Genomic DNA, 15,042 nt, shown 5'->3' with positions numbered 1-15,042 from the left:
CCAATGAGAAGCTAGGAGACAATGGACGTCGAAGAAAAACTCTTGAACATCCTCCTCGTCGAAGACGACGACGTCGACGTGATGAACGTCCGCCGGGCGTTCAAGCGGAACAACATCTCGAATCCCCTCTGGGTCGCCGGGAACGGCGTCGAGGCCCTCGAGATGCTGCGCAGCGGTGTCGTCCCGGTGGAGCGGCGCCTCATCCTGCTCGACCTGAACATGCCCAAGATGAACGGGATCGAGTTCCTGCGCGAGCTGCGGGCCGATCCAGAGCTCGTGGCCACGTCGGTTGTCGTGTTGACCACATCGAACGACGATCGCGACAAGGTGGGCGCCTTCAACCTCAACGTGGCTGGCTATCTCCTCAAGCCGGTCACGTTCCTCAGCTTCGTCGAGCTCATGGCGGCGCTCAACAAGTACTGGAGACTTGTGGAGCTACCGTAGCGAAACACATCGTCTTTCTGGTCCTTGTCGAGACGAGGCGCGCCCCGCGCGGCGCGCGCACACGCTATCAGAGCGGCAACGCGCGTTGCGCCTTCAGGCGCGGTGTCGTGCGGAGGCCGATTGCGTCCTCACCGGGTTTGCGCCCCTCCCGGAGCTGCTCGATACGTCGGAAGATGCGGTTACCCAGGCTCCGGCTCGGCGTCGCGATCACCGCGCTGCTCGGCCTCTCCTCGATGGAAGGTGTCCGCCGAGATCCCCGTGTGCATCGCGATCTGAGCGGCGGCGGCCGGGCGGCGTCCGGCTACTTGCTGCGCTTCACGACGCCGAGCGCCTTCTGCGCCGCCTTGACGGCCGCCTGCGCCTCCTTGCCGGGAGCGCCCGAGAGCGCCGACATGAGGGCCGTCGCGACCTCGCGCCGGCTGTGCGCGTGCACGTCCGCGAGCCTCAGGTAGAGCTGCGCCTTGTCGGCGAGATCGGCGTCGCCGCGCCGCGCCTCGATCCGCTCGACAAGGCAGGCCGCCACCGCGGTGTCGTCCATCTTCTTCAGCACGTCGAGCGCCGCCGCGCGCTTCGCGAGCTCCGGCCGCGCCTCGATGAGGTCCACGAGCGGGGTGAGCGCCACGGGGCCGAACGCGCGGATCGCGTCCGCCACGATGCCGGGCTTGTATCCGTCGGCGTAGGCCAAAAGAAGCTCGCTCAGCCCGCGGACGTCGCCGAGGAAGCCGAGCGCGTACGCGGCGATCTTCGCCTCCCGCTCGTCCACGCCGCGGCTCGCCAGCATCCGCACGAAGGTCTCGACCATCTCGACGTCGCCGAGCTGCGCGAGCGCGTAGGCGGCCTCCTCGCGCACGTCGCGGGAGGCGTCCGCGTAGAACGCGCGGCGGAACGCCGGCAGCGCGGCGAGGTCGCCCAGCTCGGAGAGCGCCTTCAGCGCCTCGATCCGCTCCTCCTTGGTCGGCGCCGCGCCCAGCGTCTTCGCGAGGTCGTGCACCCGTTCCAGCCGCGCGGCGCGCCGGCTGCGCACCCAGTCGCTCCCGAGCCCGGCCGGCTGCGTGACGTGCGTGACGTCAATCACGTCGAGCGCGTCGCGGGCGAGCGCCCGCAGGCCGGCGTCCTTCGCGTGCTCCTCGACCTTGCGGAGCATCGCCGTGGCCTCGGCGCGGGCCGGGCCGCCGTGCAGCACGACCGCCTGCAGCACCCGCACCGCCGTCAGCTTCGCCACGCGGCCCGCCTTCACCGTGAGCGCCTTCTCCGCGGCGGCGATCGCCTCCGCCCCGAGCGGCGCGAACGTCCTCGCGATGGTCGGCGTCGCGGTGCCGTCCGCCCAGATCGGGAAGATGCTCGCCACGAGCTCGCTCGCCGGCAGCGACGCGTAGTAGCGCGCGTGGTGGACCGCGGCGACGTAGCGGTTCATCGCGCCCGCCGCGCGCCGCCGCGCCACCTCGTCCGGGGAGAGCGTCTCGTCGGGCCGCGCCACGGCGACGCTCTCGTAGGTCGGCACGCGCTCGGTCGAGCCGCGGTCGATCTGCGTCGCGCCGGCCAGGCGGACGAGCGCCATCTCGAGCACCTGGTAGAGCTTGATGAAGTCGTCGAGCCGATCGGCCGGCTCCGGCCGCTGCGGCAGCGCCTGGAGCAGCGCGGCCTGCTTCTCGAGGCGGAGATCGCGCAGCCGCGCCGCCAGCGGATCGGTCGCGCGCGCGCTGAGCCCGGTCAGGCCCGTGACGAGCGCCTCGGCGAGCTCCTCGCGGACCTCGCCGAGCGCGATGGCCGCCGGCGAGGCGCCCGCCTCGCGGGCGGCGGCGTTCCACGCGGAGCCCTCGAGCGGCCCGCCCCGCGCGGCGAGGCCCTGATCCAAGACAGGGCGCAGCTCCAGGCCGAGCGGCCCCTCGACGACAGCGGCGAGCGGCCACAGCGTGGGCAGCGCGGCGTCGATGCCGACGTCCCCGAGCAGCGCGCGGAGCCGCGCGTCGCGGAGCGAGCCGGCGAGCCGCTCCTCGAGCGCCGGGTCGTCGGGCAGGTGGAGCGCCTCCCCCTTGTCGTCGACCGCCGAGAGCCGCGCGCCGCGCGCGAAGAGCGTGTCGGTGAGCACCGCCACGGGCACGAGGTCGGGCGCGAAGACGTCCTTGCGGTGCTCCTGGAGCGCCGCGAGCGCCGCGCCGACGTCGGGCAGCGCCCGCGCGAGCACGGACTCGAGGGCGCCGGCGTCGAGCGGGCGCTTGTCGCCGAGATCGCTGAAGTCGACGCGGAGCGGCGGGTAGCCCGGGTAGGTCGTCGCCCGCGCCCCGGCGAGCACCTCGCCAGCGAAGCTCCGCTTCGGGTCGGTCCGCTTCGCCAGGAACACCGGGAGGATCTGCTTCTCGCTGAAGTGGCGGCCCGACTCGAGGTCGATGAAGCGGCTCTCCCGGATGACGAAATCGTCGCTCGTCGTCCGCGTCGAGAAGGCGTACTCGATGAGCGTGAGGCCCTCCGCGGGCTTCCTGTCGGACGCCTTCCACGTCTTGCCGACGAGCTCCTCGACGTGGCGGTCGTCGAGCGGCTCGCCCGCCAGGTGCTTCTCCAGCTTGCGGGCGGTGAGCAGGAGATCGGCCATCACGTTCGCGTAGGCGACCGCCGGCAGCGCGCCGCGGGGAGCGCCCCGGGCCTGCCGGCCCCCCGCGGCCTGCCTGCGGAGCAGCGCGGCGAGGTCGAGCGTCCGCGCCGAGAGGCGCCGGAGGCGGTTCTCCCGGAGCGCCTCGGCGAGCTTCTCCATCTGCTCGATGCGGTCGCCCCCGATCGTCGCGACGCCGGACACGCCGAGCTCGCGCACGAGCGTGCCGACCTGCTCGACGCCGGACTTCATCATGGCCTGCGCGTTCGCGCTGCCCTTCTTCACGCTCTTGCGCGCGGTGTCCCCGCCCGGCGCGCCGGGCGGCGCCGCCTCGCTCACGGCGAACGACTCGGGCGCGCGCGCCCACGCGACGAGCAGCGCCGCCGCGTGCTTGCAGAACGCGGTGTTGAAGGTCCGCGCCGGGCAGGAGCAGCGCCCCTTGAACGCGGGCGCCGGCGCGTCGCTGTAGACGAGCGACACCTTGTAAGGCGAGGCCCCCGAGCCCTTGGCGTCGCAGAACAGCTTGTTCTCGTAGCGCGCGAGGTTCAGGAGCTGCCCGCCGTCGTAGAGCAGCGTGCCCTTCTTGAGCTCTCCCGCGTCCTGGATGAACGCGCGGAGCTCGCCGGCCCCGATGCGCTTCACGTCGCCCGGGGCCGCGCTCACGGCGCCTCCGCGGGGGAGCGCGCCGGGCGCGGCGCCGTGGGGATCTCGTCGTTCGGGAGCAGCGGATGGGCGGCCGGCATCGGCCTGGAAGCCTATCACGGGCGGCGGCGCGCGAGCTCTTTGCGGCCTCCGCCGGCCTCCGCCCGATCAGGCCATCGGGCCGTCAGGCCATCTGTGCGCCGGCGCTGGCGCGCTCCGCCGCGGCTTCGCCGAGGCGCGGGTAGTCGACGTAGCCGCGCGGGCCCTCGGAGTAGAACGTCGCGACGTCCGGCGTGTTGAGCGGCGCGCGGCGCGACAGGCGCTCCGGGAGATCGGGGTTGGCCAGGAACGGCGCGCCGAAGGAGACGAGATCCGCCGCGCCGGTCCGCAGCGCTTCCTCCGCGGTCTCCAGCGTGTAGCCGCCGTTCACGACGAGGGCGCCGCGGAACCGCTCGCGGAGGAGGGGCGTCACCCGCTCCGCGGCGTCGAGCGCCTGCCCCGAGAGCGGCTCCACGACGTGCAGATAGACGACCTTGCGCGCCGAGAGCTCGTCGGCGACGTGGCCGAAGATCGCCCTCGGATCGGAGTCGCTCATGTCGTTGAAGTCGGCCAGCGGCGAGAGCCGCACGCCGACCCGGTCGGCGCCGAACACCCCGGTCACGGCCTCGGTGATCTCGAGCAGGAACCGCGCCCGGTTCTCGACCGAGCCGCCGTACCGATCCGTCCTCTGGTTCACGCCGTTCCGGAGGAACTGGTCGATGAGGTAACCGTTCGCCGCGTGGATCTCGACTCCATCGAAGCCGGCGGCCTTGGCCCGGCGCGCGCCGTCCTCGAACTGCGCGACCACGCCGGCGATCTCGCCCGTCTCCAGGGCGCGCGGGGTGGTGTACGGCTGCGGGCCCTCGGGCGTGTACGCGTGGCCCTTGCGGATGGCGACGGCCGAGGACGAGACGGGCGCCTGCCGGTTCGGCTGGAACGAGGGGTGCGACGCCCGCCCGACGTGCCAGAGCTGAAGGAAACCGCGCCCTCCCGCCCGGTGGATCGCGTCCGTCACGAGCCGCCACCCGGCGACCTGCGCGTCCGTGTGGATGCCGGGTGTACGGAGATATCCCACGCCCTCCGGGGTGACCTGCGTCGCCTCGGTGATGATGAAGCCCGCAGAGGAGCGCTGCTCGTAGTACCGCGCGTTCAGCTCGGTCGGCACGTTGCCCTCGCCGGCGCGGCAGCGCGTCAGCGGCGCCATCACGAGGCGGTTCGGCAGCGAGGCGGGGCCGAGCCCGAAGGGGCTGAAGAGCAGGTCTTTGGCGGTGGTCACGATCGAGGCTCCTTGCAAAGAAGATGTAGCTTCCGAAAGGGAAGTGGCATCCGTTCGGCGAGCATCATGAATCTGCACTGCACGAAGTCAAGTGACTTCCCTTTTGGAAGTGGACAGGTCATGCTGGTGTCTGGGACGACACATGAAGCACGCGTGCCAGCACCTCTGCGAGAAGTTTCAGGTCGCGATGGACGTGCTCGCGAAGCCCTGGAACGGGCTCATCATTGCGACGCTCGAGGAGGGGGCGCTGCGCTTCGGCGAGATCGGCGAGCGGCTCGACGCGATCAGCGATCGGATGCTCTCCAGCCGGCTGAAGGAGCTCGAGGCGCTCGGCCTCGTGGTGCGGCGCGTCCTGCCGGGGCCCCCCGTGCGCGTGGAGTACGAGCTGACCGACGCCGGGCGGGGATTCGGCGAGGTGGCGCAGGCGATCTCGCGGTGGGGAGAGCGGCTCGCGGTGAGCGCGGCGCGCGGCGGGGGGGCGAAGCGCACGGCGCGCGCGGCACGGGCAGCACAGCAAGAACCAGCGGCGAAGCGCGCGCGGGCGTCATCCACGTAGCCTCCACGCAGGTCGCGTGACGGATGTCACGAAGGAGTCCGCCCGGTCCTGAGCAGCGCTCAGGCAATGCCTGACGCCGAGCGCTCGTGTGGCGAGGTAGCGAGATGAGCGCCTCTGTTGAACTCGAGGTTGCGCTTGCCGCTCAGGTAGAATGGTGATGTAATTTGAGGGCTTCGCATCTCGGTGGCTGTCGAAGCGGGGTGCAGATTCGTGGGATACGAGCTCAGCCGTTAGGCAGGCGAGTGAGGCGTACGAAAGTACGCGGCAATGAGCCGAACGACACGGATGAGCCCGCCAAATACGCGCCAAGTATGCGCCAACTATGCGCCAACTATGCGCCAAGTATGAAAAAGCACCCCGTTGTAACGCGAGGCGTTAACGCGTAGGCGTCCCCTGGGGGTCGCGGTGGATCGCCGTATGGTACTGCAGCACCAGCGCCGACCGGGGGGGATGCGGCTCGCGCACCAGTTCTGGTTGTCTCTTGTCCTCCCCATCGCGATGGCCATCCTGCTGTATGGCATCTTCGCGTCGGCGCACCGCAAGCAGGTCCTGCGGGAGGAGGCCACGGCGGAGCTCCGCAACTACGCCACCCTGCTTCAGGCGTTCGTCGAGAGCGCGCTGCAGCGCAGGGACGTCGCGCTCGTCCGGCGGCGGGCAGAGGACTTCGCGAGCGCCGAGCGCATCCTTGGCATCGCCGCGTTCACCAGGGAAGGTGAGGCGATCTTCATCACGAAGGGAGTCGAGCGTGACGCGGAGCGCCTCGAACAGCTCGCGCGCCGGGCGTTCCGTGAAGGCGGCGACATCGAGGAGTCCGCCAGCCTGGCCGAGCAATCCGTGCTGCTCCGCACGGTGTCCATCCGGCCGAGCAGCGCCAATCAGCCCCTGGTCGCTGTCCTGGTGCGCGATCGTCACTACGTCGAGGTGCTGGAGCGGACGTTGAATCACGGCCTCGCGGTGACTGGCGTCGTGCTGCTGCTGGTCAGCGCGGTCGTCGCCGGGCTCGTCGGGCGCTTCACGGTCGCGCTCCCGGCGCGGGCCATCCTCGCCGGGGCCGAGCGCGTCGCGAGCGGGGATCTGGACGCGGCCGTGCCCGAGCGGGGCGCGGAGGAGCTCTCTCGTCTGGCGAGCACCTTCAACACGATGACCAGCTCTCTCCGCGAGGCGCGGGAGCGCGCCATGCGGGAGGAGGCGGCGCGGGTGAACGGGGAGCGCAAGCTCCAGCAGGCGCAGGCGCTCGCCGCCGCGGGGCAGGTGGCGACCTCGCTCGGCCATGAGATCGGATCGCCGCTGAACGTGATCCATGGCCGCGCGCGCCGCGCGGCCGACCTGCCCGGCTGCCCAGAGCACCTGCGCGCCGAGCTGGAGACCATCGCGCGACAATCCGAGCGGATCACGCGCGTCGTCTCTCGCCTCGTCTCCCTCGCTCGGCCGCCGAGGCCGCAGCAGGCGGACAGCGATCTCAGGCGCGTCATCGACGATGTGGTCGCTTTCCTGGGCCCGGAGTGCAGGAGGCGCGGCATCGAGCCGAGCGTCGTATGCCCGCTCGAGGGCGCCTCGAGGGCGCGCGTCGCCCTCGACTCCGATCGTCTGTTTCAGATCGTGTTCAATCTGTGCTTGAACGCCGTCGAGGCCCAATGCCGCGGCGGCGAGCTCGTGGTGCGCGTCCTGCCCGAATGCGATGGTCCAGCGGGCTCTTCCGTCGTGTGCTTCGAGGTCGCCGACGCGGGGCCGGGGATCCCTGCCGAGGATCTGCACCGGATCTTCGACCCGTTCTTCACGACAAAGGCGGCCGGCGGCGGGAGCGGGCTCGGGCTCGCGATCGTCCGTGGGATCGTCGAGGAAGCCGGCGGCTCGGTGGAGGCCGCAGCCTCGTCGACAGGCGGGGCGCGCTTCCGTGTCACCCTTCCCGGGATCGTGTCCGATTCACCGGCGAGCGTGGAAGCGAGCTCAGAGGCGAGCTCAGCATCAAGTAGAGGGGGTAGAGAGGAAGGACAGAAAGCATGAGTCTGAGCTCACCAAGCGTGTTGGTTGTCGAAGACGACGATGATCTCGGCCGGTTCGTCGTTGACATCGCCAAGGACCACGGCTACCAAGCGACGCACGTGGCCGATGCGATGTCGGGCCTCGGTCTGCTCCCGTCGGGTGAATTCGACCTCCTGATCACCGACATCCGCATGCCGGGGATGGATGGCATCGAGCTGATCGCGCGGGCCAAGGAGCACGACCCGTCGCTGGCGGTCATCGCGATCACCGCGTTCGGCTCCGTCGAGACCGGGATGCGCGCCCTCCGCGTCGGCGCCTCGGACTACCTCTCCAAACCTTTCCGCTCCGATGAGCTAAGCTCTCGCATGCAGCGCGCGCTCGAGCGTCGCGCTCGCGATATCGAGCATGCTCGTCTCCAGCGGCAAGTCGCAGAGGTCTTGCGCCGCGGCAAGCCGTGAAACGGCGGTACTCCAGGGTCTCATGACGCCGAGCTCCCCCGGCATCGACGAGGCCTGAACACCTGAAACGGGAACAAAGCACTCCAGGCGCGCTATCGTCGTCAGGAAGGTGGTCATGCAATCGAACAACATCGCGGCGACCTTGAAGGACAAGCACGGGAGCGGAGCGAGCAAGAAGAAGTCGCCGCCCCGCAAGCGCGGCGCCAACGGCAGCCACCTGGATGTGCGGGAGATGCAGCTCCAGGCGGTGCTGGAGGTGCTCAAGGCGGTGAAGGCCGGCAACTTCTCCGCGCGCGTCGGCATCGGCGAGGTGCCTGGGACGATCGGCCAGATCGCCGATGAGGTGAACGACGTCGTCCAGCAGCTGCAGACCGTCGGCTCGGAGATCACGCGCGTGGCGCGCGAGGTAGGCACCGAGGGCAAGCTGGGCGCGCAGGCGGAGGTGCAGGGCGTCAGCGGGACGTGGAAGGACCTCACGGACAACGTGAATGTCCTCGCGGGCAACCTGACGAACCAGGTGCGCAACATCGCGGTCGTGACGACGGCGGTGGCGAACGGCGACCTGTCGAAGCAGATCACGGTCGAGGCGAAGGGGGAGATCCTCGAGCTGAAGAACACCATCAACAAGATGGTGGAGCAGCTGCGCGCGTTCGCGTCGGAGGTGACGCGCGTCGCGCGCGAGGTAGGTACGGAGGGCAAGCTGGGCGCGCAGGCGGAGGTGCGCGGCGTCAGCGGGACGTGGAAGGACCTCACGGACAACGTGAATGTCCTCGCGGGCAACCTGACGAACCAGGTGCGCAACATCGCGGTCGTGACGACGGCGGTGGCGAACGGCGACCTGTCGAAGCAGATCACGGTCGAGGCGAAGGGGGAGATCCTCGAGCTGAAGAACACCATCAACAAGATGGTGGAGCAGCTGCGCGCGTTCGCGTCGGAGGTGACGCGCGTCGCGCGCGAGGTAGGCACGGAGGGCAAGCTGGGCGCGCAGGCGGAGGTGCGCGGCGTCAGCGGGACGTGGAAGGACCTCACGGACAACGTGAATGTCCTCGCGGGCAACCTGACGAACCAGGTGCGCAACATCGCGGTCGTGACGACGGCGGTGGCGAACGGCGACCTGTCGAAGCAGATCACGGTCGAGGCGAAGGGGGAGATCCTCGAGCTGAAGAACACCATCAACAAGATGGTGGAGCAGCTCCGGACGTTCGCCGCGGAGGTGACGCGCGTCGCGCGTGAGGTAGGCACGGACGGCAAGCTCGGCGGCCAGGCGCAGGTGCCGGGCGTCGCCGGCACGTGGAAAGACCTCACCGACAACGTGAACCAGCTCGCCGGCAACCTGACGAACCAGGTGCGCAACATCGCCCTCGTCACGACGGCCGTCGCCAAGGGCGATCTCTCTCAGAAGATCACCGCCGAGGCGAAGGGGGAGATCCTCGAGCTGAAGGACACCATCAACAAGATGGTGGAGCAGCTGCGCGCGTTCGCGTCGGAGGTGACGCGCGTGGCGCGCGAGGTAGGCACGGAGGGCAAGCTGGGCGCGCAGGCGGAGGTGCGCGGCGTCAGCGGGACGTGGAAGGACCTCACGGACAACGTGAATGTCCTCGCGGGCAACCTGACGAACCAGGTGCGCAACATCGCCCTCGTCACGAAGGCGGTCGCGAGCGGCGACCTGTCCCAGAAGATCGCGGTCGAGGCGAAGGGGGAGATCCTCGAGCTGAAGGACACCATCAACAAGATGGTCGATCAGCTGCGCGCGTTCGCCGCGGAGGTGACGCGCGTGGCGCGCGAGGTAGGCACGGACGGCAAGCTCGGAGGCCAGGCGCAGGTGCCGGGCGTCGCCGGCACGTGGAAGGACCTCACCGACAACGTGAACCAGCTCGCGGGCAACCTGACGAACCAGGTGCGCAACATCGCCCTCGTCACGAAGGCGGTCGCGAGCGGCGACCTGTCCCAGAAGATCACGGTCGAGGCGAAGGGGGAGATCCTCGAGCTGAAGGACACCATCAACAAGATGGTCGATCAGCTGCGCGCGTTCGCCGCGGAGGTGACGCGCGTCGCGCGCGAGGTAGGCACCGAGGGCAAGCTCGGCGGCCAGGCGCAGGTGCCCGGGGTCTCCGGCACGTGGAAGGACCTGACGGAGAACGTCAACGTCATGGCCTCGAACCTCACCTCTCAGGTGCGCGGCATCGCCAAGGTCGTGACCGCGGTCGCGAACGGCGATCTCCGCCAGAAGCTCGCCCTGGAGGCCAAGGGTGAGATCGCGTCGCTGGCGGACACCATCAACGACATGACCTACACGCTCCGCGTGTTCGCCGAGCAGGTGACCACGGTCGCGCGCGAGGTCGGTATCGAGGGCAAGCTCGGCGGCCAGGCCAAGGTGCCTGGCGCGGCCGGCACGTGGAGGGACCTCACCGACAACGTGAACCAGCTCGCGGGCAACCTCACCACGCAGGTGCGCGCCATCGCCGAGGTCGCGACCGCCGTGACGAAGGGCGACCTCACGCGGGCCATCTCGGTCGAGGCGCAGGGCGAGGTCCTTCAGCTGAAGGACAACATCAACCAGATGATCTCGAACCTGCGGGACACGACGCGCGCCAACCAGGAGCAGGACTGGCTGAAGACGAACCTGGCGCGCTTCTCCGGGATGATGGCCGGGCAGCGGACGATCGAGGCGCTCTCTCGCCTCATCATGTCCGAGGTGACGCCGCTCGTCTCGGCGCAGCACGGGGCCTTCTATGTGCTCGAGTCGGAGGAGAAGCACCCGACGCTGAAGCTCACGTCGAGCTACGCGTTCCAGAAGCGCAAGGGCATCTCCAACCGGTTCTCGCTGGGCGAGGGGCTCGTCGGGCAGTGCGGCCTGGAGAAGAAGAGCATCGTCGTCACGGATCTTCCGGACGACTACATCCGGGTGAGCTCGGGCCTCGGCGACGCGCCGCCGCGCAACATCTGCGTCCTGCCGGTGCTCTTCGAGGGCGGCCTCAAGGCGGTCATCGAGCTGGCGAGCTTCCAGAACTTCACGCCCATCCACCTCACGTTCCTCGAGCAGCTCACGCAGTCGATCGGCGTCGTGTTCAACATGATCGGCGCCAGCATGAGGACGGAGGAGCTGCTTCAGGAGCTCCAGAGGTCCAACACCGAGCTCGGCTCGCGATCGCAGGAGCTGGAGGAGAAGGCGTCGGAGCTCGAGATCAAGAACCGCGAGATCGCGCGCGCCAGCGCCTCCTTGGAAGAGAAAGCGAGGGAGCTGTCGCGCACCTCGAAGTACAAGTCCGAGTTCCTCGCGAACATGTCGCACGAGCTGCGCACCCCGCTGAACAGCCTGCTGATCCTCGCCAGGATCCTCGCGGACAACGAGGAGCACACGCTCAACCCGAAGCAGGTCGAGTACGCGAAGACCATCGCCGCGGCGGGGCAGGACCTCCTGCAGCTCATCAACGAGATCCTCGACCTCTCGAAGATCGAGGCCGGCAAGATCGACGTGAAGACCCAGCGGGTGTTGCTCTCCGAGCTGGCCGAGTACGTCGAGCGGAGCTTCCGGCAGATCGCCGAGCAGAAGGAGCTCGAGTTCTGGGTGCGGGTCGCGACCGGCGTCCCCGCGGGGATCATGACGGATCTGCAGCGGCTGCAGCAGATCCTGAAGAACCTGCTGTCCAACGCGTTCAAATTCACGTCGTCCGGGCGGATCTCGCTCGAGATCGAGGTGGCCAGCAAGGCGCTCACGTTCAAGCGGGAGACGCTCATCAAGGCGAAGACCGTCCTGGCGTTCGCCGTCACCGACACGGGGATCGGCATCCCGGCGGAGAAGCAGACGCTCATCTTCGACGCGTTCCAGCAGGCCGACGCGTCGACCAGCCGCACCTACGGCGGCACGGGGCTCGGCTTGACGATCAGCCGGGAGCTGGCCAGCCTGCTCGGCGGGGAGATCTCGCTGAACAGCACGCCAGGGCTCGGCAGCAAGTTCACCCTGTACCTGCCGGCGGAGCGGACGGAGCCGAAGGCGACCAGGCCGGTGCGCGCCGAGCTGCCCGAGCCGGTCGCGCCGCTCCTCACGAACGGCACCTCCTCGGTCGCGCTCGCCGGGCGGAGCGTGCTTGTCATCGACGATGACGCGCGCAACGTCTTCGCCATCACGAGCCTGCTCGAGCGGCGCGGGGCGCACGTGGTCCTGGCCGAGAACGCAAGGCACGGTATCGAGATCTTGCGCGAGGCCGATTCGCCCATCGATGTTGTCCTCATGGACATCATGATGCCCGAGCTCGACGGCTACGAGGCGACGCGGGAGATCCGGAGCGATCCTCGCTTCAACGAGCTGCCGATCATCGCGGTGACGGCCAAGGCGATGCCGGAAGATCGACAGAAGTGCCTGGACGCCGGCCTGAACGATTTCGTGGCCAAGCCGGTGGACGAGGGTCGACTGATGTCGACCATCCTGCACTGGGTGCGGCCGGATTGAGCCACGGAGCCGTACGGTGTCCACCCCGCCCGCGACGACCAGCATTCTCCTTGTAGACGATCAGCCGGAGAACCTGACGGCGCTCAGGGCGATTTTGTCTGACGAGAGCTATCGCCTCGTGACCGCCGCGAGCGGGAAGGACGCGCTCCTCAGGATCCTGTCCGAGGATTTCGCGGTCATCCTGCTCGACGTGCGGCTGCCCGACATCGACGGCTTCGAGGTCGCCTCGCTCGTGAAGCAGCGGGAGCGATCGCGCCACACGCCGATCATCTTCCTGACGGCGGCGACGGACGATCTCGCGGCCATTTACAGGGCGTACGCCGTGGGCGGCGTCGATTACCTCCTGAAGCCGCTCGAGCCGGAGGTCGTCCAGGCGAAGGTCGCCGTGTTCGTCGAGCTCCACCGGCGCGGCGAGCAGATCAAGGAGCAGGCGGAGCTCCTGCGCCAGGCCGAGCAACGGCGGCGCGACGCCGAGGTCGAGGACCTCCGGCGCGCCGCGCAGGCGAGGTACCAGCACCTGGCCGACGCCATCCCGCAGTGCGTCTTCACGGCGAAGCTCGACGGCGGCATCGATTACGTGAGCTCGCGCTGGCTGGAGTACACGGGGCTCGCGTTCGAGGCGCTCCGCGGCTGGGGCTGGCAGGCCGCGGTGCACCCGAACGATCTGAACCAGTTCGTCAGCAAGTGGCGGCGCTGCCTGGAGTCGGGCGAGCCCTTTCAGGGGGAGTGTCGCCTCCGATCGATCCACGGCGCTTACCGGTGGCACCTGTGCCGGGCTGTCCCGGAGCGGGACGTCTGGAAGCGGGTGGTCGCCTGGCTCGGCAGCTTCACGGACATCGACGACAGCAAGCGCCACGAGCAGGAGCGCCTGCACCTCCTGACGCGCGAGCGGGCGGCCCGCGCAGAGGCCGAGGCCGCGGTGCGTCGCTCGGAGATCCTCGCGGAGGCGTCGAGCTCGTTCTCGGCGTCGCTCGACGAGGACAGCGTCGCGGCGGCCCTCGTGCGCATCTCTGCGGAGCGCGTCTGCACCTGGTGTGTGCTCGACCTGCGGGAGGAGGGCGGCGCGCGCCGGCTCGCTGCCGCGCACAGGGCCCGCGACGCAGCGCGGTTCATGGAGCGGTTCGGCCCGCGGGAGCTCACCTTGACCGCGGACGGCGTCGGCGCGGTGCTCACGACCGGCCGCCCCGATCTGCGCGTCGAGTGCGCTCCGCGCGACGTCGCCGTGGCGCTCGACATCGGCGATCCCGCTGTGATCCAGGAGATCGGCGCCAGCAGCTACCTGTGTGTGCCGCTCGTCACGCGCGGCGAGGTGCTCGGGGCGCTCAGCATGGTGTGGGTCGAGCCGGGCGAGCGCTTCGAGCCGCCCGATTTCGCGGTCGCCCTCGACGTCGCGCAGCGCGCGGCGCTCTGCCTCGAGAACGCCCGGCTGCTGCGGATGACGCGAGAAGCCGTGCAGATCCGCGAGGATTTCGTCGCGGTCGCCTCGCACGAGCTGAGGACGCCGCTCAGCGCGCTGGTGCTCCAGGTCCAGGGCCTCACCCGCGCCCTCCACCGCGCGGACGGCGGGCTGCCGGCGGAGCAGGTGCTGGCGAAGCTCTCCCAGGCCGGCGGGCAGATCGACCGGCTCACGCGGCTCATCGACACGCTGCTCGACGTGGCGCGCATCAACAGCGGCCACCTCGAGCTCAGCCTCGATGACGTGGATCTGTGCGACGTGGCGCGCGACGTGGCGGGCCGCCTCGAAGCCGAGCTGGAGCGGGCCGGCTGTACGCTCGACCTGGACATGCCGGTGACCGCGGTCGGCCGGTGGGACCGCCTGCGCATCGATCAGGTGATCACCAACCTGCTCGTGAACGCCATCAAATACGGGCGGGGCAAGCCGATCCAGGTGCGCATCTCGGTGGATGGGAGGTCCGCGGTGCTCCAGGTGGCAGATCAGGGCATCGGGATCGCTCAGGAGTACATCGCCCGCATCTTCGGGCGCTTCGAGCGCGCGGCGCCGACCAGCTCGTATGGCGGGCTGGGTGTCGGCCTGTACATCGTGGACCAGATCCTGAGGGCCCACGGCGGCAGCATCCAGGTGGAGAGCGCCCCGGGCATGGGGGCGAGGTTCCAGGTGGCGTTGCCGCTCCCGCCCCGAGCGGCTGGTCCGTCCGGGCCCCTGGGCGAGCGCCCTGGATCATCGTTGACCGGTCCCGCTGGCTGAGAGGCGCTCTCCTGAGCTCACCTGGCGCCCGTGGGGCAGGGATGCGGTCGCGCTGCGCCACCGTTGCAACCGGTGGTTTCAACCGTGAAAGGCGGCTCACGGTCTCCCCGTGAAAAGCGGCGACGCCGGCATCCGGCCATCGTTGGCCTGCATCGTGCAACAAGCTCGTGACAGAGCGCCCGGTGCGACACCCGGGGGCAGTCCCTCGCCGATCACCACGGAGACACGGAGGCACGGAGCGAACCCAGACCCGTGCCTTCGTGCCTCCGTGGTGCCTGCGTGCATCCGCCGTGAGAGGCGGAAGGCGAGTGGATCTCCCGGGTGGACAAGTTCACGTCCGGACGGGCGCTCAGGGCTCGTGATCTCCGCACTGCGACGCTGCGTAAAAGATCAAAACGGTT

8 protein-coding genes are annotated in these 15,042 nt (G+C 69.7%); 6 read left to right on the top strand and 2 right to left on the bottom strand.

Annotated elements, in window-relative coordinates; all coding sequences use genetic code 11:
• Positions 1-21: 21 nt before the first annotated feature.
• Complete coding sequence (locus WME79_RS42865) at positions 22-444, top strand: response regulator (protein ID WP_437527352.1); 423 nt, start codon at positions 22-24, stop codon at positions 442-444.
• 301 nt (positions 445-745) lie between these two features.
• Here the strand turns inward: WME79_RS42865 and WME79_RS42860 are convergent, their stop codons facing one another.
• A complete protein-coding gene (locus WME79_RS42860; protein WP_437527349.1) occupies positions 746-3,694 on the bottom strand; it encodes a HEAT repeat domain-containing protein in 2,949 nt (982 codons plus the stop codon).
• Positions 3,695-3,857: 163 nt separating this feature from the next.
• Positions 3,858-4,988: an alkene reductase gene (locus tag WME79_RS42855; RefSeq protein ID WP_437527342.1), complete on the bottom strand. Its 1,131-nt coding sequence runs from the start codon at positions 4,986-4,988 to the stop codon at positions 3,858-3,860.
• Positions 4,989-5,130: 142 nt separating this feature from the next.
• On the opposite strand from WME79_RS42855, the gene WME79_RS42850 reads away from it, so the two are divergent.
• From WME79_RS42850 to WME79_RS42830, 5 genes are all read left to right on the top strand, one after another.
• On the top strand, positions 5,131-5,544 hold the full coding sequence (locus WME79_RS42850; RefSeq protein ID WP_437527339.1) for a winged helix-turn-helix transcriptional regulator: 414 nt from the start codon (positions 5,131-5,133) through the stop codon (positions 5,542-5,544).
• Between the two features lie 417 nt (positions 5,545-5,961).
• Positions 5,962-7,548, top strand: a complete 1,587-nt coding sequence (locus WME79_RS42845) for an ATP-binding protein (RefSeq protein WP_437527336.1) — start codon at positions 5,962-5,964, stop codon at positions 7,546-7,548.
• Positions 7,549-7,565: 17 nt separating this feature from the next.
• Positions 7,566-7,985, top strand: coding sequence for a response regulator (locus WME79_RS42840; protein ID WP_437527333.1), 420 nt, complete (start codon positions 7,566-7,568; stop codon positions 7,983-7,985).
• A gap of 115 nt (positions 7,986-8,100) precedes the next feature.
• Positions 8,101-12,435, top strand: coding sequence for a HAMP domain-containing protein (locus WME79_RS42835; protein WP_437527330.1), 4,335 nt, complete (start codon positions 8,101-8,103; stop codon positions 12,433-12,435).
• A gap of 16 nt (positions 12,436-12,451) precedes the next feature.
• Complete coding sequence (locus WME79_RS42830; protein WP_437527327.1) at positions 12,452-14,641, top strand: ATP-binding protein; 2,190 nt, start codon at positions 12,452-12,454, stop codon at positions 14,639-14,641.
• Positions 14,642-15,042 lie beyond the last annotated feature (401 nt).

It is taken from the genome of Sorangium sp. So ce726 (genome assembly GCF_051521405.1).
GTDB lineage: Bacteria > Myxococcota_A > Polyangia > Polyangiales > Polyangiaceae > Sorangium.
This window is presented reverse-complemented; position numbering and strand designations above follow the sequence as displayed.